The following is an 18339-nucleotide window of genomic DNA, read 5'->3' as shown; positions in this document are numbered from 1 at the left end:
GCCTCACTCGAAGCGCTGGATGCGCTCGCCGAACAGGCCGCGCGGACGGAAGAGCAGGACGAGCAGCATCATCAGGTAGATCACCGCCGTCGACCATTGCGTCAGGCCGAGGCCGATGGTGATGCCCTTGACCAGGCCGACCATCAACGCGGCGACGACGACGCCCCAGAACGAGCCGAGGCCACCGATGACGACAACGACGAAGGCCGGGGTGATGATCTCCTGGCCCATGGCCGGATGGATCGAGTAGATCGGTGCGAGCAGCACGCCGGCGAGGCCGGCAAGGCCGATGCCGATGCCGGCGACCGTCATCATGTAGGGCTGGAGGGAGATGCCGAGCGCGCCGACCATGTCGGGATTCTGCACGCCGGCTCGCACGACGCGGCCAAAGGCGGTGCGCTGCAGCAGGAACCAGAGGCCGAGCACGCAAGCGGCGGCGATCAGGATCAGCAAGGCACGATAGCGCGAATAGATGAAGTCGCCGATGAAAAGCTGGCCGCGCAGCGCCGGCGGGATCGAGAAGGAGAGCGGCGGCGCGCCGAAGATCATGCGCAACGACTGCTCGGCGACCATGGCGAGGCCGAAGGTCAGCAGCAGCGAGAGGATCGGATCGGAGCGGTAGAAGCGCTGAAAGAGCCCGCGCTCGATGACGATGCCGATCAGCGCGACGAGCACGGGCGAGGCGATGATGGCGCCGCCGAAGCCGATATGGGGCGCGAGCACGATCGTGAGATAGGCGCCGATCGCATAGAAGGCGCCATGCGCCAGGTTGACGATGCCGCCGAGCGAAAAGATCAGCGACAGGCCGAGCGCGATCAGGAGGTAATAGACCCCGTCGAGCAGCCCGTTCAGCACCTGCTGGATGAAGAGGGTGAGCAAGGGATGGCCTTTGCGGATTGCGCGATGATGGCGTGCTGTGCCGTTATGCTCGGGCTTGACCCGAGCATCTCTGGTAGAAGAAGGCGCCAGCCGGCGCCTTCCCATCGTGAGATTCCCGGGTCTGCGCTTCGCTTCGCCCGAGAATGACGCTGAGCGTTCAGCTCATCTTGCAGACGGCTTCGTCGCCCTGGGTGGCGATCACCTCCATGTCCTCGTTCGGGCCGGGGACCGGCGGCGAGGAGGTGAAGAGGTCCCACTGGTTCTTGACCTGCGCCGCCGGCAGGGCGGTGATCGTGTACATCTCGCTGATCAGTTGATGGTCGGAGGCGCGGAAATAGCCCTGGCGCGGCTTCATCACGTCGAACTTCGCGCCCTTCTCGAGATGCTCGAGGATCTTGGCGGTGTCGGTCGACTTCAGCTCGTTCATCGACTGGGCCATGACCTTGACGCCGACATAGTCGCCCCAGGCCTGGTTCTCCGGCGGCTTGCCGTATTTCTTGGTGAAGGCGGCGACGAAGGCCTTGGTCGAGGGCGTGTCGATCAGGTGATGCCAGACGCAGGGCCAGATGCCGCCGAAATTGTCCTTGCCGGCGGCCCAGGCGAGGGCAGTGTCGAAGCCGAAGCCGGCGACCGGGAAGGTCAGGCCGAATTCGGAGTACTGCTTGAGGAAATTGGTGATTTGGTTGCCGGCGAGGTTGGAGATGACGAGGTCCGGCTTGGCGGCGCGGATCTCCAGCAGCAGCGCCGAGAAGTCGGTCGCGTCGGTCGGCACGAGCTTGTCGGCGGCGAACTGGCCGCCATTGGCTTCCATGAAGCGCTTGGCGACCTTGCTGAGGTCATGGCCGAAGGCGTAGTCGGCGGTGAGCGAGAACCATTTCTTGCCCTTGACCAGCCCCTGGGCCAGCAGCGAGCGGCCGGCGCTCTTCACATACATCGAGTTCTGATGCTCGACATGGAACATGTAGCGGTTGCAGCTCTCGCCGCGCAGCGCGTCGGAATTGCCGCCGGTGTTGAGGAAGAGCGTCTTGTTGCGGGCGGCGACCTGCGAGATCGTCAGGCAGGAGGCCGAGGAGATCTCGCCGATGATACAGGCGACCTTGTCGCGCTCGATCATGCGCTCGGCCTTGGTCGAGGCGGTCTGCGGGTTGACCGAATCCTCCTTGAGCAATTCGAGCTTGCGGCCGTTGATGCCGCCGGCCGCGTTGATCTCTTCGGCGGCGAGATCGGCAGCCATGACGCCGTATTCGCCGAGCGGGCCGAGGAAGCCAGTGCGCGGCGTCAGGTGCCCGAAGCGGATCGCATCCGATGTCTGCGCGAGAATGACCGCCGGGCTGGCGATCAGGCCGGTGGCCACGCCACCGAGCCCGACGAGCGTCTGACGGCGCGAGAGACCCTTGATCCTTGACTGCTCTGACATTCCGTTCCTCCCAGAACTGCACCGCGCTCTTCGGCGTCGGATTGTGTCGATCGTCGTTCTTCACTCTACGGTCTTCGACCGCTTGTCGTGATCTGTGATCACAGTTAGGTTGGCAGACATGGTTGCCCGAGTCCAGCCCTCTGTTGCGCCGCAATCGCGGCCTGCCTCCCCAGGAGCGGGGAAGCCGGGAGAGGTGTCGGCGCTCGACGAGGTCGGCTCGCTCCAGCATGAGACGCTGGGCGAACGGGTCACCGGCGAGCTCCGGGCGCTGCTGATCGCGGGGCGCCTGGCGCCGGGCGAGAAGCTGTCGCTGCGCCGTGTCGCCGAAGCGCTCGGCGTCTCGATGATGCCGGTGCGCGAGGCGGTGAGCCGGCTCGCTGCCGACAAGGCGCTGGAAGTCCTGCCGGGACGTGCGGTGCGCGTGCCGGTGCTGACATTGGCGCAGTTCCGCGAACTCACCCGGATCAGGCTGGTGGTCGAAGGCTTTGCCGCCGAGGAGGCGACGAAGGCAATCACCGACGCGCAGATCGCCATGGTCGCCCAGCATGAGGCGGCATTCCTGGCTGCTGCCAGGGCGGACCCACCGGATCCTGCCGCTGCGGTCGGTGCCAATCGCGACCTGCATTTCGCGCTCTACGAAGCCGCCGGCATGCCCTCGCTGATCGAGATGATTTCTCGCCTCTGGCTCAAGGCCGGGCCGATCCTCAATCTCGACATGCGGCACGAGCCGAAGCGGCTCGATGGCGGCAGCGCCGTCGTCGCGCATGCGCAATTGCTCGATGCCTTGCGAAGGCGCGATCCGGTTGCGGCGCGGCAGGCGCTGGTCGAGGACATCAGCGCCGCCGCTGAACATATCGAACGGACAGCACGGCTGGCGGAGTAGCAGGTCGGCCGGAAAACGAAGGAAAAGGGACGGAAACGATGGATCTGACGATCAAGGGTTTGCGCGTGCTGGTGACGGCGGGCGCCAATGGCATCGGCCGGGCGACGGCGCGCGCTTTTGCGGTCGAGGGCGCCAAGGTCCATATTTGCGATGTCGACGAGAAGGCTCTCGCCGAGATGGCTGAGAGTGATCCTGCGATTACGCGCTCGGTCTGCGACGTCTCCGATCGCAAGGCGGTGGCAAGGCTGTTCGCCGAGGCGCTTGCCGCGCTCGGCGGGCTCGACTGCCTCGTCAACAATGCCGGCATCGCCGGGCCGACCGGACGCGTCGACGAGATCGCGCCGGAGGACTGGGACAGCTGCGTGGCGATCGACCTGACCGGCCAGTTCAACTGCACGCGGCTCGCTGTCGAGCACCTGAAGCAGTCGAAGAACGCTTCGATCGTCAATCTCTCCAGCCAAGCCGGCAAGCATGGCTTCCCGCTGCGCTCGCCCTATGCCGCGGCGAAATGGGGCGTGATCGGCTTCACAAAGGCGCTCTCGGCTGAGCTCGGCGAGTTCAGCATCCGCGCCAACGCGATCTGCCCCGGCCTTGTCGATGGGCCGCGCATCCAGAGCGTCATCGCCAACAAGGCGCGCTCGCTCAACGTCTCGCACGACGAGATGACGCATCGGCTCTTCGCCGGCGTCTCGATCAAGCAGTTCGTCGATCCCAATGACATCGCCAAGCAGATCGTCTTCCTGGCCTCGCCCTTCGCCAAGACGATCTCCGGCCAGGAGATTTCGGTCTGCGGCGATACGCGGATGCTGAGCTGAGGGAGCAACCCGTCATGCTCACCCTTGCGGCGAGCATCCACGTCTTGAACGCCGCACGCGATTGCTGAAGCCAAGACGTGGATGGTCGGGACAAGCCCGACCATGACGGCAGAGGGCCTGCGACCTGCGCACCCTCGACCTTCCCCCTTTAATCGCCTAGAGGATGCCGCCTGAACAGGAGCGGCGGCTTGTCGAAGGGCGTCCATCACGAATTCGGGGCCGGGGCCGGCCATGACGCGCATGAAGGATCGAGCGATCGTTCCTTCGGCTTCGTCTTCGCCGGCTTCTTCGCGCTGGTCGGTCTCTACAATGCCTGGCATCACGGCCGGGCCTGGCCCTGGCTTGCGCTGGTCGCAGCCGGCTTCCTCGCGGTCGCGCTGATCCGGCCGGCGGCGCTGGCGCCGCTGAACCGGCTCTGGATGAAGTTTGGCTTGCTGCTGGCGGCGATCATCAATCCGATCGTGCTCGGCATCCTGTTCTTCCTCGTCTTCACGCCGATGGCTTTCATCGCCCGGCTGGTCGGCAAGGACTTCCTCAGGCTGAAGAAGCAGCCGGAAGCGAAGAGCTACTGGATCGTCCGCGATCCGCCGGGGCCGGAGCCGGTCTCGATGAAAGACCAGTTCTGACGGGATTGCTGCGATGTCGTTCCTGCGCGAGTTCTTCCGCTTCATGGCGGTGCGAAAGAAGTTCTGGCTGGTGCCGATCCTCTTGATGTGCGTGCTGCTCGGCGGCCTGCTGTTCCTGACCAAGGGCAGCGCGATCGCGCCCTTCATCTACACGCTGTTCTGAGCGTCCCGGCCGCGATGCGCATTCTCGGGATATCGGGGCTCTATCATGACAGCGCGGCCGCTCTGGTCGTCGACGGGCGGATCGAGGCGGCAGCGCAGGAAGAGCGCTTCACGCGCAAAAAACACGACGCCGATTTTCCGAGGCGGGCGGTCGAGTATTGCCTGTCGGTCGCCGACTGCGGGCTGGATCAGCTCGATGCGGTCGTCTTCTATGACAAGCCCTTCATCAAGTTCGAGCGCCTGCTCGAGACCTATCTCTCCTTCGCGCCGCGCGGCTTCCAGTCGTTCAAGATGGCGATGCCGCTCTGGCTGCGCGACAAGCTGTTCCAGAAGCAGATCATTGCCAAGGAACTGAAGAAGCTCTCAGCCAACTTCGATATCGAGAAGCTGCTCTTCACCGAGCATCACCTCTCGCATGCGGCCTCCGCCTTCTACCCCTCGCCCTTCGAGGAGGCGGCGGTGCTGACCATGGACGGCGTCGGCGAATGGGCGACGATGACGCTCGCCATCGGCAAGGGGAACGACCTCAAGGTCCACAAGGAGCTGCATTTCCCGCATTCACTGGGACTGCTCTACTCGGCCGTGACCTATTACATCGGCTTCAAGGTCAATTCCGGCGAGTACAAGGTGATGGGCCTTGCGCCCTATGGCGAGCCGCGTTTCGCCAAGCTGATGCTGGAGAAGCTGATCGACCTGAAGGAGGACGGCTCCTTCCAGCTCGACCAGAGCTATTTCAACTACGGCGTCGGCCTGACGATGACCAACGACAAGTTCGCCGCCCTGTTCGGCGAGCCGGTCCGCAAGCCCGAGCAGTTGCTGACCCAGTTCCACATGGACATGGCGGCCTCGGTGCAGGCGGTGACCGAGGAGATCGTGCTGCGTCTCGCCCGCTCGGTCCGGGCCGAGACCGGCATGACGAATCTCTGCCTCGCCGGCGGCGTCGCGCTCAACTGCGTCGCCAACGGCAAGCTGCTGCGCGAAGGCCTTTTCGACGGTCTGTGGATTCAGCCGGCGGCGGGCGATGCCGGCGGCGCACTCGGGGCAGCGCTGGCCGGCTACCACCTCTTCCACGGCAAGCCGCGCGAGGTGCCCGCCAAGGGCGATGCGATGCGCGGCAGCTATCTCGGTCCGGAGTTCAGCCAGGCTGAGATCAAGGCCGAGCTGACGGCTGCTGGCGCCAAGTTCGAGGTCCTGGACGATGCCGCGCTGATCGACATGACGGCCCAGGGCCTCGCCGACGGCAAGGCGGTGGGCTGGATGCAGGGGCGGATGGAGTTCGGCCCGCGCGCACTTGGCGGCCGCTCGATCCTCGGCGATCCGCGCTCCCCAGCGATGCAGAAGACGCTCAATCTCAAGGTCAAGTACCGCGAGAGCTTCCGGCCCTTCGCGCCGTCGGTGCTGCGCGAGGATGTCGCCGACTGGTTCGAACTCGACGGCGACTCGCCTTACATGCTGCTCGTCGCCGATGTCCGCGAGGAATTGCGGCGCGAGATGACGCAGGAGGAGAAGGCGCTGTTCGGCATCGACAAGCTGAACGTGCCGCGCTCGACCATCCCCGCGGTCACCCATGTCGACTATTCCGCCCGCATCCAGACGGTCCACGAAGAGACCAATCCGCGTTATCACCAGCTGATCTCGCGCTTCAAGGCGCTGACCGGCTGCCCGGTCGTGGTCAACACCTCCTTCAACGTCCGTGGCGAGCCGATCGTCTGCACCGCCAGCGACGCCTTCCGCTGTTTCATGGGCTCGGAGATCGAATTGCTCGTGGTCGGCAACTGCCTGCTGCGCAAGGAGGAGCAGGACCCCGCCCTGAAGCTGAACTACAAGGATGCGTTCGAGCTCGACTGAGGTCAGACGGGGATAGAATCCGAATCGATCCCCGCTGCTTCCGGCACCCGCATAATTGGCCGGCATGGCGCGTGCCCTACGCGCCGCTCCGATCCTGCGAGGTCCCATGAGCGATACGCCGCGTCTTGGCCTGCCCCTGCTCGCCGCCGGGCAGGCGCAGAAACACGTCACCCACAACGATGCGCTGATGCGGCTCGACATGCTGGTGCATCTTGTCGTCGCCAGCCGGACGCAGACCGTGCCGCCGGCTTCGCCGGCTGAGACTGCGGCCTATATCGTGCCGGCGGGTGGCACCGGTGTCTTCGTCGGCCACACGGGCCATCTCGCGATTTTCGAGGACGGCGCCTGGAGCTTCCTTCCGCCGCGTGCCGGCTGGCAAGCCTGGGTTACGGACGAGGTAGAGCAGCATGTCTGGACCGGCACGCAATGGCGCCGTTCGCAGCCGGAAAGCAGCCTTGGCGCCGAACTATGGGGCGTGAACACGACGGCCGACACGACCAACCGCCTCGCCGTTTCCGCCGACGCCAGCCTGTTCAACCATGCGGGCACCGACCATCGGCTCAAGCTGAACAAGGCGAGTGCTGCGGGCACGGCAAGCCTCCTGCTTCAGGACGGCTTCTCCGGCCGGGCCGAGATCGGGCTTGCCGGCGACGACCAGCTCCGGATCAAGGTCAGCCCCGATGGCGCGAGCTGGACCGAGGCACTGGTCGTCGACCGGACGAACGGATTCGTCACCTTGCCGGCGAGCAGCTGGGCTCGCGAGACGCCGCAGCCGAACCTGCTGATCAACGGCGACTTCCAGATCAACCAACGCGCTTTCGCCGGTGGGGCGCTGGCCGCCGGAGCCTATTGCTTCGACCGCTGGAAGGCGCATGGTGGCGGTGCGAATCTCAACCGCAGCAACTTCGATCTGACACTGACTTCGGGGGCGATAGTGCAGGTCGTCGAACCGGAGCTGTGGGGGCTGCCTTCGTTTGCGCAGGTGCCGCTCTGCCTGTCGGTCGAAGCTCTCAGCGGTGGATCGCTGGCGGTCACGATCGGCAGCGTCTCCGGCACGATCACAGCCGGGACCGGTCGTCGTTCGGTGACACTGACACCGGCGGTGAGCGACAGCGGTAATCTGAGCGTTCGGCTGACGCCGTCCGCGGGAAGCGTCAGCTTTCGCAGGATCAAGCTCGAATTCGGCAGCACCGCCACATCATGGCTCGCCCGGAGCGCGACGCAGGAACGCCAGCTCTGCGAGCGCTATTACTGGCGACCTGGTTCGCCACTTTTCCTTGACTGCTACCACGCATCGGGGGGTTACCTGCAGCAATTGCTGCCGTTCCCGACGGCGATGCGGGTTACGCCGACGGCGAGCTATTCAGTGACGACGGAAAACAACATCTATGGCGGCGAGCGGGTTATAACGCCGAACTCCAATGCTTGTGCCTTGGCCTCGATTCGCGCCTCTGCCGCCGGCCGCGCCCATGTCAATTTCAGCGACATTGCCTTCAGCGCTGAACTCTGACCGGCCTGTTTGCGCGCGCCGCAGGGCGGCCAATCCATGCCGGGCTTTTGCCGGGGTGTTCCGTCGGATAAGAGAAGCGCTCCCTTGCGGCGGAGATTGCCCGGCCGATGTGCGGTCTTTTTGGTTCTGTCGGTTTCGAGCCCGAGCGTGCCCGCATCGACATCGTTGCGCATCGCGGGCCGGATGGTAGCGGATGGCAAGTCTTCCAGAGTGCCGCCGGTCCTATCGCGCTCGGCCATCGTCGGCTGGCGATCATCGACGTGTCCGATGCCGGCCTGCAGCCGATGGCGGATGCGTCGGGCCGCTACCAACTCGTCTTTAATGGCGAGATCTACAACTACATCGAGTTGCGCGAGGAGATGCGGGCGAAGGGCGAGGTCTTCGTCAGCGAATCCGATTCCGAGGTGCTGCTGCGCGCCTACATGCTCTGGGGCGAGGAGGCGCTGCCGCGGCTACGCGGCATGTTCGCCTTCCTGATCTGGGACGATCGCGACAAAAGGCTCTTCGCCGCTCGCGACCGCTACGGCATCAAGCCGCTGTATTACGCCGCGACGCCACGCGGCGTCGCCTTCGGCTCCGAGATCAAGCAATTGCTCGGCCTGCCCGGTATCTCCGGCCGGATGAACATCGCCCGAGTGCATGATTTCCTTGCTTCGGGAGTCTCCGACCACACCTCCGAGACGATGTTCGAAGGCGTCGTCCAGCTCCGCGGCGGCGAATGCGTCACGATCGACGCCAGCCGCGACGGCGCACTCGCCGTGCCGATCCGGCGCTGGTACCCGGCGATGGCGGGCGAGATCGTGATCAGCGAGGCCGAGGCGGCCGAACGCTTCCGGGCGATGTTGACGGACGCGGTGAAGCTGCATCTGCGCTCGGACGTGCCGGTCGGCTCCTGCCTGTCGGGTGGGCTCGATTCCTCCAGCATCGTCTGCCTGATGTCGCAGATGATGGGCTCGGGCGCCGGCGGCTCCCAAGTCAATACCGTCTCGGCCTGCTATGCCGACAAGAGCGTCGACGAGAAGCCGTTCATGGATGCGGTGGTAGCGCAGGCGCACACGCGACCGCATTTCATCTTCCCGAAGCCGGACGAGGTGTTCGCGCGTGCCTCCGACATCACCTGGCACCAGGACGAGCCCTTCGGCTCGACCTCGATCTTCGCGCAATGGTGTGTGTTCGAGGAGGCGCACCGCGTCGGCGTCAAGGTGATGCTGGACGGGCAGGGCGCCGACGAGCAGCTCGGGGGCTATCATTTCGGCTTCTCCTTCCATCTGGCCGGCCTGATCCGGCAGCTGCGGCTGGCCGAGGCGCTGCGCACGATGCAGGAACGGCAGAGCTGGCATGGCGTGGCGATCTCACAACAGCTCAAGCATGCACTGATCCCGCTGCTTCCGGCGGGGCTTGCCGGCAAGCTGCGCAATCGGCACCGCGCGCTGACCCAGCATGACTGGCTCGGCGGCGAGTTGCTGCGCGCGCAAGGGGCGAACGGAACCGCCCTCGAGCGTGCTGGCGCCGAGCTTGGCCTGCCGCCGGTCAGCGATCTGCGCACGCTGTGCATGAACCTGACCTATGGCTCGAACCTGTCGATGCTGCTGCATTGGGAGGACCGCAACTCGATGGCGCATGCGATCGAGGCGCGCGTGCCGTTCCTCGACCATCCGCTGGTCGAGTTCAGCCTGGCGCTCGGCAACGACCACAAGATCGTTGGCGGCGACACCAAGCGGGTCCTGCGGCGGGCGATGGAGGCGATCCTGCCGCCGGCGGTGCTGCAGCGGCGTGACAAGCTTGGCTTCGCCACCCCGGAGCAGGCCTGGTTCCGCGGGCCGCTGAAGGGAATGATGACCGAGGGGATCGAGGCGACGCTCGCGCGCTATCCGGGCCTGCTCAACGCCGATGGCGTACGCGCGCTCGCGGCCGACATGCTCGAAGGCAGGAAGCCGGTCGACTTCCTGCTCTGGCGGATCGTCAATCTCGGCATCTGGGGTGAACGGTTCGGGGTGAGCGTCTGAACGGACCGCTCTGAAAGCCTGAGCCGTTCCGTCAGCGCAGTATCCGCAAGCCGAGCTTGACGCCATTCGCCGCGGTGTCGGTGGCAAGCTGACGCGACCAAGCCCAGAACTTGTCCGACCAGCGCTCCGGATGGACGCTGAGCTGAACGAACGGGGGGCGGTGTGTCTGCAGGTGCTCTCCGACGGCAGCGGAACTGGCGACGCCCGGGGCACGTTTGCCGCCGATCGTGTCGCGCAGATTGGTCAGCCGCGCATCGAAGCTTCGGCCGGTGTCGGTGAAGAACAGGAACTGCGACCAATCCGCAGAGAGGATGCAATCCTTGACACCGCTCTCGACGAAGGAGCGGTGCTTCCACAATTCCATGTTGTTGTGCTTCGCCAGTGGGCTGCCGTGCATGGCAATGCTGCGTACCGGGGTGATCTCGCGCAGCGCGGCGAGATTCCTCAGATACAGCGCATGGGCCTTGTCGGGATCGTACTTGGCGACGTGGAAATCCTCGTAGTGATAGCCGATCTCGTGACCCATCGCGGCGATCTCGCGAATGATCGCAGGGTTGAACGCGCTGCCGACCGTCCGGAAATAATAGGTTGCCGGCGCGCCGCGTGCCGCCTCCTCATGCGCCATCGCCAGCGCGTTCTCGGGCCGCCGGTCGACGTCATGACGCAGGATGATGACCGGCTCGCCCGGCCTGGCCCCGTCCAGCCAGTCTCCGACCCGCATTGGTCGGTATCCGGCGGCCAGAGCGGCATCGACAATGCCGACATAGGCCTTCAAGGTGAAATCGCGCGCCATGGACCCCTTCCAAACGGCGCCGTTGTGACGGCTCCGGGCCCGCCACGCAAGGGGAGGGTGCAAGGCTTAGAGTAATTGCGGAGATTGAAACGCGTTTCACTGCGATTGCTCGCCAAGTACTAGCCCTGTATGTCGCAAGGATCGACGATGTGATCGGCAGACGGAAACGGCAATGCGACTAGTAGTTCTTATAGCGGCCTGTCTGCTGGCGACGATGGCTGCGGCCGAGTCCTGGGTCGAAGTTCCGCTGGCTCAAGCTCCCGACCGGTCGGCCCTGCTGGTTTCGGCTGATGGACGGGAATTCGCGTATCAGGCCCAAGGCGAGCAACCCAAGCCGTTGCCGCGCGACTTCATACCGCAGGCGCAGCTGCAGCGTTCGTCCGGCGGCAACTTGGTGATTGGCCGTGGGGCCCTCCGGGACGGCATCGCTGCTGTCGTCGAGCAAGGCGGCAGCTACCAAACCCTCGGGGTCGAGGAGGGCCTCGCTGCCAGGCTCTATTTCCTGCACGCGTTCAACATGGGTCGGAACGCCTATCTCGTTGTCTACGATGTGGACGAGACGATGCCTTCAGGCCGATCCGGCCGTGTCGTGCGTGACGGGGTCGATATCTATCGAGCGACGCCGACAGGCGATTCTCTCCGATTGGAGAAGGTCGCCGATAAGCTGACATTGTCGGGAATCGATGCTCGCTATCAGGATCTTGCGCTGTCGGACGGGCACCTGCTCTGCGCACAAACCGCTTGCGTGCGAATCACCGAAGACGCGAGTGGCCAGATCGCGCTAACGGAGATCAAGCGAGAAGGCTGGACTGGACGTATCCTGATCGAGGCGATCGCTGTCGAGGGCGGAGTGCGCGGCCTGTTCCGTCTCGACTACGATGACCGTTTTCGCTCGCCGCCGGCGGCTGGCGAGGTGATCTACCGGGACTGCGCGATCTGGCCGCTCGGCGATTGCCGGGATCTGCCGGCCGACTGGCTGCCGAAGGGCTATACGTCAGCTGGCGCGCCGGTGGCACTGCAAACCTGTGCCGAGGTCGAGCCGCTGCTTCGCCGTGACATCGCGCGCATGCCTGGCCACGGACTGACTTATCTCGGCATGAACAACCATGAAGGCCGGCTGCCTTGGGGCCAGGTCTACGTCCTCGACGGCATGCTCGACGTGATCGAACGCCTGGCGCTGCCGCAGCAGCGCTTCGACGCTTTGCGTGAGGATATGCGTCGCCGCGTCGCACTGGAGCTTGGGTGGTGGTCGCGGCTCGCTGAGGCCGACAAGCCGTGGTTCTGGTCGCGTAGATATTCGCAGGAGCGGGTCGATATCCTGTCGATTGTCCATCTTGGCCGCATGGCCAGGGTAGTCGGTCGAGCCATCCGAGCAGGTGTGTTCGGCGACGACCGCCTAGTCTCAACGCTGCGGCAGGAAATGACCAACTTCGACCGCTCGGTTGAGCGGCTCGATGGCGCGCAACTTTTCATCAAGCGCGGCGCGCCGTTTTGGCTCGATGGTGCCAATACGCCTTGGAACTATCATAGCGGCTGGATCGAGGGCTTGGCCGAACTGCACAGTCTGAAGCCAATCCTACCCGACCTTCAGGCCACGGTTCGCAGAATGACGGCCTCTTTCCTTGCCGCCGAGGTCTCGGAGAAACGTCCGCGCCTGTGGCAATATTGCGCGGGCCCTTGCCAGGAAGGCTGGAGCGCAGCTTCAGGGACCTCGGTGAATACGCCGAACTGGGAAGGTAACAAGACCAGAACCAGTACTGCGCATGTCAGCTATCGAACCATGGATGTTAGGGCCGTGCTCGACGCCATGAAAACCTTCGGCGACGCTGCGCCGGCCTGGTTCCCGGCTTACGTCTCGGAACTCGTCGAGCAGGGCTGGATCTACCCGATGGGGGCTGCACCGCTGCGCCAGTTCGGCCTGTCGCCGGTGCTGTCACCAGCGTTGATCGCGGCTTATGGGCGGGCCGCTACTCCCTTCGACAATCACAACCAGATCTGGGCGATCGACGCCGCTGCCAAGCGCCTGGGCTGCCAGTAGGTTTAAAGCCAGAGCCCGCGAGTCTCAAACCCGCAGCACCTGCTCGAAGCGGGCGAGCAGCGGGTCGTCGGAGGGGTGGTCGGCGATTGCGAAGGCGCGGCGCCAGGTGGCGGCCGGGAAGCGTTCGTCGATGAAGCGCAGCTTGCCCTCGCCGTGGAGGTGCTGATAGGCGCCGCCGACGAATGAGGAGCCGAAGGCGTGGTCGAAGCCGAGCAGGCGACCCAGCGGCTCGACATAGTCGTTGGGCGAGGCGGAGAGCAGCACCGTCGTCGCGCCCCTCGCTTTCCACTCGTCCAGCAGCGCCAGCCTGTCGGCGATGACGGCGGCCTGAAGGCGTGCGCACAACGCCGTGACCGTCTCCCGCGAGGCGAACTGGCGTCCGAGGCGTCGATGCGCCTGCGTAGCAAAGCCGGCGCGGTCGAGCAGGCGCAACCGGCGCAGCAGTGCGGCGGCGAGCAGCAAGGGATCACGCGTCAGGTTCTGCCGCACGAGCTCGGCGAAGCTGTCATGCGCGATCAGCGTGCCGTCGAGATCGAAGACGCAGAGGTCCTTCACGCGCCCCTCCGCAGCAAAGCGAGGAAACCGAGCGGGTCGGTCAGCGGATTGATGTCCAGCCTGGCGCCGACCGCAGTGCGCAGGACCGCCCAGGCTTCGCGCATCCGACCCTTGGCGAGGTAGCCTGCGAGTGCGAGCAGGTTGAGCGGCAACAGGGCCGTGCGCAGGCCGGTCGCAGGGGCGGGCGCCCGCTCCGGCGGGCCGAGCAGAGGCTCGAAATAATTGGCGCCGTCGACGAGCCCCTGATGGACCGAACCCCAGATGCGGGGGTTGCACTCGATGAAGCCGAAATCGCCGGGGCCGCGCCGCTTCAATTCGAACATGGCAAAGCCCGACCAGGGCGCCTGCGCCAGGACCTGCTCGACCAAGGCGCGCAAAGCCGGCAGGTCGTCGTAGGGATAGCGCTCCCGCACGACGCTGGAGCCGCCGGTGACAGGGTATTCGCAGACGCGCCGGTGGGCATAGCCGACGAGAATGCGCCCGTCCTCGAAATAGCCGGAGAAGCCGACTCCCTCGCCCTCGAAATAATCCTGGATCACGCAGTCGCGCGGCGTGGTCCCCACCCGCTCGCGCATGGCCGCGCGATCGGCCTCGCTGCGAAGGTAGAAGACGCCGGCGGCGGAGGAGCCGCGCGTCGGTTTGACGACGAGCGGAAGCGGGGCGTCGAGCGTATCGTGAGCGCGCGGGGCAGGCGCCCCGATGCGCTGCAGCAGCGCGCCGAAGGCGAGCTTGTCGTCGAGCGAGGCATAGAGCTCGGGCGAACCGATATAAGCGAGCGCCCGGCCGAAGCGCTGGCGCGCCGCCATCAACAGCCTGATCTCCTTGCTGTTGATCGGGATCAGCAGGTCGACGTCGCGATCGGCGACAAGGGCGGCCAAGGCCTCGACATAGGCGTCCGGATCGGATGGTCCGGCGGGCAGGATGTGGACGTCCCGGACCCAGCGCGTATGGACGTTGCGTACGAAGGGACGATGGTCGGTCGCGATCACCTCGACCGACGGGTAGGCTGTCCGCAGGAAGCGCGCGACGACCGCCGCCTTGTAGCTCGAGACGTCGGTGATCAGAACCCGCATGGGTTCTAGGACAGCTTCGTGCCGGCCTCGGGAGCACGGGCGATCGCCAGCCTGGTGCCGGCGACGATCGAGACCGGAATGCCGGTCGCCTGCGACCATTCGTCGACGGCGCGGCTGACATCCTCGATCATGCCGTAATCGTGCCAGATCAGCACGCCGCCCGGCTTCATGTGGGCGAGGCAGTTGGTGGTGTCGACCTTGACGTAGTCGTAGAAATGGCAGCCGTCGATGAAGGCGAGGTCGAAGGGGCCGGCGAGCTTGGCGTAGTCGAGCTTGGCGGAATCGCCGAAGACCTGCGTGACCTGCCCGGCATAGGGCGAGGTGCGGTACTGGATGCCGACGCGGGCGCGGTCGGTGATGTTGTTCATCATCTCCGGCACGTGGATCTCGAAGCCGCCCGACCAGTCCTCGGGCAGGTCGAGCGTCGTCATGCGCGCACCATCCGCGCCGTTGGCGACGAGGTTGAGCGTCGTGTTGCCGTCCGAGGTGCCGACCTCGATCATCGACTGTGCCTTGACGTGCGAGGTGATGGCACAGATCGCCAGCACTTCCTGCGCGTCGAGCGAGAGGTCGCGCTTGCGGTCATAGCTGCGGAAGACCTTGATGTCGGCGCTCTCGATGCCCGGGAAGATGTCGCGCAGGTCGACGCGCGGCGCGGCGCCGAACGACCAGCTGCCGATGCGGTAGGCCTCCGGATCGCGCGGCTTGATGCCGAACGGGAACATGCGGCGCCAGGCGAGCGAGGCCGCGCGGCGCGGATCCTTCAGGGCTCGCGGGATATTGACGAGGATCTTATGGATGCTGGGATACATGGGGGCTGCTCCGCACGGCTCTAGCGCTTGATCAGCAGAGCGTGCCCATTGATGTTGTGGACATAGGTCAGGTCGTCGCGCGCGCGCAGCTCGTCGACGCAGCGGGTCACGCCGTCGCAGCCGACGAAGCCGTAGTCGTCGAAGACGATGACGCCGCCGGACGGCATGCGCGGCAATACGTATTCGACGCAGTCGCGGGCCGACTGGTAGACGTCGACATCGATGTGAAGCAGCCGGACGCGCTCGGACTGGAGCTGCGCGCCGGTCTGATCCGGGAAGATGCCGACGAGGGTCTTGGTGTTCTTGACGCCGAGCGAACGGGCGAGCTCCTCGACGATCGAGGTGTCGGTGTCGCGGTGCTCACCGCCGCGATAGTCGGAATCCTCGGTCCCCGCCTTCACGACGCCCGCGAAGGTGTCGCAGAGATAGACTGTGCCGGAGCCGCCGAGCAGCGTCTCCTGCTTCGCCATCATCACGCCGGAACCGCCGCGCCAGACGCCGATCTCGACGATGTCGCCACCGACCTTGGCGGTCTCGCGGACGAGCGACCAGAGCTCGTACATGCGGTAGATGTCGACCAGCGTGTTGTGCTTGGCGACCTCGAAGGCGGCCATGAACTCGGCGTCGGAGAGCCAGGGCGCCAGCGTCGCGTTGGGATGGGCCTGGCTGTAGGAATAACCGGCCTGCTGCTCGCTCGCGGCGCGCGGGATCCGATAGATCGCGAAGCCGGTCGCCCGCAATACGGTCTTCACCAGAGTCTTGGGCAGCATGGCGGGGGCAATACCTTTCGTCGTGCGCGGGGCGGGCGGCCCGTCAACCCATCTCAGATGTAGAGCTTCTTGATCCGGTCGATCACGCGGATCGCCTCATCGAAATCGATGTTGATCAGCTGCGTGTATTCGCGGATCGACTGCCAGCGCGGCTGGTTTTCCTGCTCGACCATCGCCAGCGCCTTCTCGCGGCTGAGCGCGCCCTGACGGATCTGGTTGGAGCGGAAGGTGTCGTACTCGGTGAAGCCGGCGACGGTGTAGTAGATGTAATTGTAGAAGGGCGCCGTGCCGTCGCCGATGCGCCAGGTCGAGGGCGAGTCCGGCGAAGTTTCCCAGTCGTACTGGTTGATCAGCACATCGTCGATCTCCTCCTCGATCCAGGGGAGGAAGTCGAACATCGACAGATAGTTCTGCTCGATGGCGTAATAGGAGAAGAACGCCGTCAGCGTGTTCGGCAGCGAACGGTTGAAATAGGCCGGGTTGGCGGCGAAGCGCATGCCGTACTTGCCGAGCATCTTGAGCTTCTCGACCGAGGGCAGCGTCGACGGCTTGTGGATGGTCGCCGCGGCCGAGCTGACGCCGAGGAAGCCCGTCTTGAAGTCGGTCTTCTCGTACTGGTTGGTGCAGAAAGCCATGGCCGAGATGCCGGTCTCGCGCATGATCCGGTTGGCGTGCCACATCACCTGCTTGTCGCCGGCCATGAACAGCGGGATCAGGCCGATGTCGGGCTTCTTCAGCCAGGCCAGGACGTTGGCGCGGATGTTCGCGCGCTTTGCCTTGATATCGGCCGAGACCCAGAGATGCTCGATGCCGAGCTGGCCGCAGATGCGCGCCTGGTTGCGGCGGGCAAGGTCGGTGACCATGCCCCAGTCATAGCTGAAGCAGAGCGGCGTCATGCCGTATTTCTGCTTGAGCAGGTGCAGGCCGTAGCTCGAATCGCGTCCGCCTGAGAACGCCATGATGCAGTCCGGCGAACCGTCCTTGGAGCGCAGCCGGTCGAGCATGTCCTCGAGTTCGTGCTCGGGGCGCTTCGCCCATGGCTTGTAGGCGTGGCAATAATTGCAGACGCCGTCGCCATCATAGGCGATGAACGGCATCGTCTCCGGCAGCAGGCACTTCGAGCAGCGGCGCATCGCCTTCATCGCGTCGCGATAGCGTTCCGCTTTGTCCTCGATCCTGCGCTGCGTCTGCAGCATCGGGCTGACCGACGGCGCCGCGAGCGCCTCGCCGGCCAGGGGGAAGGTCTCGATCTCGTGCGTATCGAGCCGCAGCACGGCGCCCATGCCGGCATGGAGCTGGACGATGGTCGCGTCCGCGAAGCCGGGAATCGCCTTGTCGCCGGTGCAGAGGCGCTTGGTGATGAGGTGTTCCGAGGTGAAGAAGAAGCCCGAGCCGGTCTTGCTGATCGCGTAATGCAGCGAGCCGGTGTTGGTGCCGAGCAGCATGACATTGTGCTGCTTGAGCAGGACCGCGATCGAGGTCTCGCCGACGATCTTCGCATAGGCGTCGCGCAGCGCCTGCGGGAGCGAGGCGCCTGCAGAGATCGAGCGCTGCAGCATCGCAGCGATGACCTCGGTGTCGACGTCGGCGCGCGGCTCGACGCCTTCCGGCTTCAGTTCGGCCCAGAGCTTGTCGACGTTGACGACGATGCCGTTGTGGATGATGACGATGTCGTCACGCCGGACCGGCTGGTTGTTGGCGTCGATGCCCTGCAGCCCGTTCGTGACCAGGCGAGCATGGGCGATCGCCGAGATCGTCGAGCTGCCGGTGGTGTCGAAGAAGCTGCGCCGGGTCCGCTCCATGACCTGACGATAATCGTCCGTCTTGAGCATCTGGCCGGCCGAGACCGAGTCCTTGTGGACGACCAGCATGTCGGGGGTCGCCACGGCGATGCCGGCGGCCTCTTTGCCTCGGCTCTCCGACAGCAGGAAAAGATCGCGCAGCGCGACCTCCCACTGGGGAAAACTCAGCGCATGATCGCGCTTAATTGAGATACCGAAAATTCCGCACATGCTCGCAGATCTTTGTCGTTAGGTAGATCGGCGCGAATGTCCGGCCGCGACCTCGATTTCGGCGTAGCAGCTATCCGATTGTGTTGGGGATATCAAGACAGAGCATCGCTCTGGCGTGCCGTTTCACTCGCCTGGAGCTG

16 protein-coding genes are annotated in these 18339 nt (G+C 65.2%); 8 read left to right on the top strand and 8 right to left on the bottom strand.

Annotation, left to right across the window (positions count from 1 at the left end; genetic code table 11):
- Nucleotides 1-3: 3 nt before the first annotated feature.
- Both ACWIGM_RS08220 and ACWIGM_RS08215 read right to left on the bottom strand, forming a co-directional pair.
- On the bottom strand, nucleotides 4-879 hold the full coding sequence (locus ACWIGM_RS08220; protein WP_092156502.1) for a branched-chain amino acid ABC transporter permease: 876 nt from the start codon (nucleotides 877-879) through the stop codon (nucleotides 4-6).
- Nucleotides 880-1036: 157 nt separating this feature from the next.
- On the bottom strand, nucleotides 1037-2296 hold the full coding sequence (locus ACWIGM_RS08215; RefSeq protein ID WP_454025394.1) for an ABC transporter substrate-binding protein: 1260 nt from the start codon (nucleotides 2294-2296) through the stop codon (nucleotides 1037-1039).
- 193 nt (nucleotides 2297-2489) lie between these two features.
- On the opposite strand from ACWIGM_RS08215, the gene ACWIGM_RS08210 reads away from it, so the two are divergent.
- The 7 genes from ACWIGM_RS08210 to asnB all read left to right on the top strand — a co-directional run bounded on the left by ACWIGM_RS08210 (nucleotide 2490) and on the right by asnB (nucleotide 10146).
- Nucleotides 2490-3179 carry a GntR family transcriptional regulator gene (locus tag ACWIGM_RS08210; RefSeq protein ID WP_454025393.1) on the top strand — a complete coding sequence of 230 codons (690 nt, stop codon included), beginning with the start codon at nucleotides 2490-2492 and terminating at the stop codon, nucleotides 3177-3179.
- Between the two features lie 38 nt (nucleotides 3180-3217).
- The gene (locus tag ACWIGM_RS08205) at nucleotides 3218-3994 is read left to right on the top strand and encodes an SDR family oxidoreductase (protein ID WP_454025392.1); all 777 of its coding nucleotides are present in this window, start codon (nucleotides 3218-3220) and stop codon (nucleotides 3992-3994) included.
- 188 nt (nucleotides 3995-4182) lie between these two features.
- Nucleotides 4183-4620 (top strand): SxtJ family membrane protein, encoded by a 438-nt coding sequence (locus tag ACWIGM_RS08200; RefSeq protein WP_454025391.1) that lies wholly within the window; start codon nucleotides 4183-4185, stop codon nucleotides 4618-4620.
- Nucleotides 4621-4633: 13 nt separating this feature from the next.
- On the top strand, nucleotides 4634-4783 hold the full coding sequence (locus ACWIGM_RS08195; RefSeq protein WP_454025390.1) for a DUF5989 family protein: 150 nt from the start codon (nucleotides 4634-4636) through the stop codon (nucleotides 4781-4783).
- Nucleotides 4784-4797: 14 nt separating this feature from the next.
- On the top strand, nucleotides 4798-6630 hold the full coding sequence (locus ACWIGM_RS08190) for a carbamoyltransferase family protein (RefSeq protein ID WP_454025389.1): 1833 nt from the start codon (nucleotides 4798-4800) through the stop codon (nucleotides 6628-6630).
- Between the two features lie 106 nt (nucleotides 6631-6736).
- Nucleotides 6737-8140 (top strand): DUF2793 domain-containing protein, encoded by a 1404-nt coding sequence (locus ACWIGM_RS08185; RefSeq protein WP_454025388.1) that lies wholly within the window; start codon nucleotides 6737-6739, stop codon nucleotides 8138-8140.
- A 107-nt stretch (nucleotides 8141-8247) separates the two neighbouring features.
- Entirely contained in the window at nucleotides 8248-10146 is a 1899-nt protein-coding gene (gene asnB / locus ACWIGM_RS08180; RefSeq protein ID WP_454025387.1) for an asparagine synthase (glutamine-hydrolyzing), read from the top strand.
- A 31-nt stretch (nucleotides 10147-10177) separates the two neighbouring features.
- Here the strand turns inward: asnB and ACWIGM_RS08175 are convergent, their stop codons facing one another.
- The gene (locus tag ACWIGM_RS08175) at nucleotides 10178-10939 is read right to left on the bottom strand and encodes a hypothetical protein (protein WP_454025386.1); all 762 of its coding nucleotides are present in this window, start codon (nucleotides 10937-10939) and stop codon (nucleotides 10178-10180) included.
- A gap of 214 nt (nucleotides 10940-11153) precedes the next feature.
- Here ACWIGM_RS08175 and ACWIGM_RS08170 point away from each other — a divergent pair, with 214 nt between their 5' ends.
- Complete coding sequence (locus ACWIGM_RS08170; RefSeq protein WP_454025385.1) at nucleotides 11154-12977, top strand: hypothetical protein; 1824 nt, start codon at nucleotides 11154-11156, stop codon at nucleotides 12975-12977.
- 24 nt (nucleotides 12978-13001) lie between these two features.
- Here the strand turns inward: ACWIGM_RS08170 and ACWIGM_RS08165 are convergent, their stop codons facing one another.
- Genes ACWIGM_RS08165 through ACWIGM_RS08145 form a run of 5 tightly spaced genes read right to left on the bottom strand, consistent with a single transcriptional unit; the run spans nucleotide 13002 to nucleotide 18199 of the window.
- A complete protein-coding gene (locus ACWIGM_RS08165) occupies nucleotides 13002-13532 on the bottom strand; it encodes an HAD-IB family phosphatase (protein ID WP_454025384.1) in 531 nt (176 codons plus the stop codon).
- Entirely contained in the window at nucleotides 13529-14605 is a 1077-nt protein-coding gene (locus tag ACWIGM_RS08160; protein ID WP_454025383.1) for a hypothetical protein, read from the bottom strand. The genes ACWIGM_RS08165 and ACWIGM_RS08160 overlap by 4 nt, the downstream gene beginning before the upstream one ends.
- A 5-nt stretch (nucleotides 14606-14610) precedes the next feature.
- Nucleotides 14611-15417 carry a class I SAM-dependent methyltransferase gene (locus tag ACWIGM_RS08155; RefSeq protein ID WP_454025382.1) on the bottom strand — a complete coding sequence of 269 codons (807 nt, stop codon included), beginning with the start codon at nucleotides 15415-15417 and terminating at the stop codon, nucleotides 14611-14613.
- Between the two features lie 20 nt (nucleotides 15418-15437).
- Complete coding sequence (locus ACWIGM_RS08150) at nucleotides 15438-16187, bottom strand: TylF/MycF/NovP-related O-methyltransferase (RefSeq protein WP_454025381.1); 750 nt, start codon at nucleotides 16185-16187, stop codon at nucleotides 15438-15440.
- 53 nt (nucleotides 16188-16240) lie between these two features.
- Nucleotides 16241-18199, bottom strand: coding sequence for a hypothetical protein (locus tag ACWIGM_RS08145; RefSeq protein ID WP_454025380.1), 1959 nt, complete (start codon nucleotides 18197-18199; stop codon nucleotides 16241-16243).
- Nucleotides 18200-18339 lie beyond the last annotated feature (140 nt).

It is taken from the genome of Allobosea sp. NPDC055332 (assembly GCF_053645455.1).
Note: the sequence above shows the minus strand (reverse complement) of the source record. Positions and strands in the feature narration are given on the sequence as shown.

Excerpts from the sequence above, each read along its gene's own strand:
- ACWIGM_RS08215 (WP_454025394.1), bottom strand. The coding sequence starts at position 2,296 with ATGTCAGAGCAGTCAAGGATCAAGGGTCTCTCGCGCCGTCAGACGCTC.
- ACWIGM_RS08205 (WP_454025392.1), top strand. The coding sequence starts at position 3,218 with ATGGATCTGACGATCAAGGGTTTGCGCGTGCTGGTGACGGCGGGCGCC.
- ACWIGM_RS08195 (WP_454025390.1), top strand. The coding sequence starts at position 4,634 with ATGTCGTTCCTGCGCGAGTTCTTCCGCTTCATGGCGGTGCGAAAGAAG.
- ACWIGM_RS08190 (WP_454025389.1), top strand. The coding sequence starts at position 4,798 with ATGCGCATTCTCGGGATATCGGGGCTCTATCATGACAGCGCGGCCGCT.
- ACWIGM_RS08185 (WP_454025388.1), top strand. The coding sequence starts at position 6,737 with ATGAGCGATACGCCGCGTCTTGGCCTGCCCCTGCTCGCCGCCGGGCAG.
- asnB (WP_454025387.1), top strand. The coding sequence starts at position 8,248 with ATGTGCGGTCTTTTTGGTTCTGTCGGTTTCGAGCCCGAGCGTGCCCGC.
- ACWIGM_RS08175 (WP_454025386.1), bottom strand. The coding sequence starts at position 10,939 with ATGGCGCGCGATTTCACCTTGAAGGCCTATGTCGGCATTGTCGATGCC.
- ACWIGM_RS08170 (WP_454025385.1), top strand. The coding sequence starts at position 11,154 with ATGGCTGCGGCCGAGTCCTGGGTCGAAGTTCCGCTGGCTCAAGCTCCC.
- ACWIGM_RS08160 (WP_454025383.1), bottom strand. The coding sequence starts at position 14,605 with ATGCGGGTTCTGATCACCGACGTCTCGAGCTACAAGGCGGCGGTCGTC.
- ACWIGM_RS08155 (WP_454025382.1), bottom strand. The coding sequence starts at position 15,417 with ATGTATCCCAGCATCCATAAGATCCTCGTCAATATCCCGCGAGCCCTG.
- ACWIGM_RS08150 (WP_454025381.1), bottom strand. The coding sequence starts at position 16,187 with ATGCTGCCCAAGACTCTGGTGAAGACCGTATTGCGGGCGACCGGCTTC.
- ACWIGM_RS08145 (WP_454025380.1), bottom strand. The coding sequence starts at position 18,199 with ATGTGCGGAATTTTCGGTATCTCAATTAAGCGCGATCATGCGCTGAGT.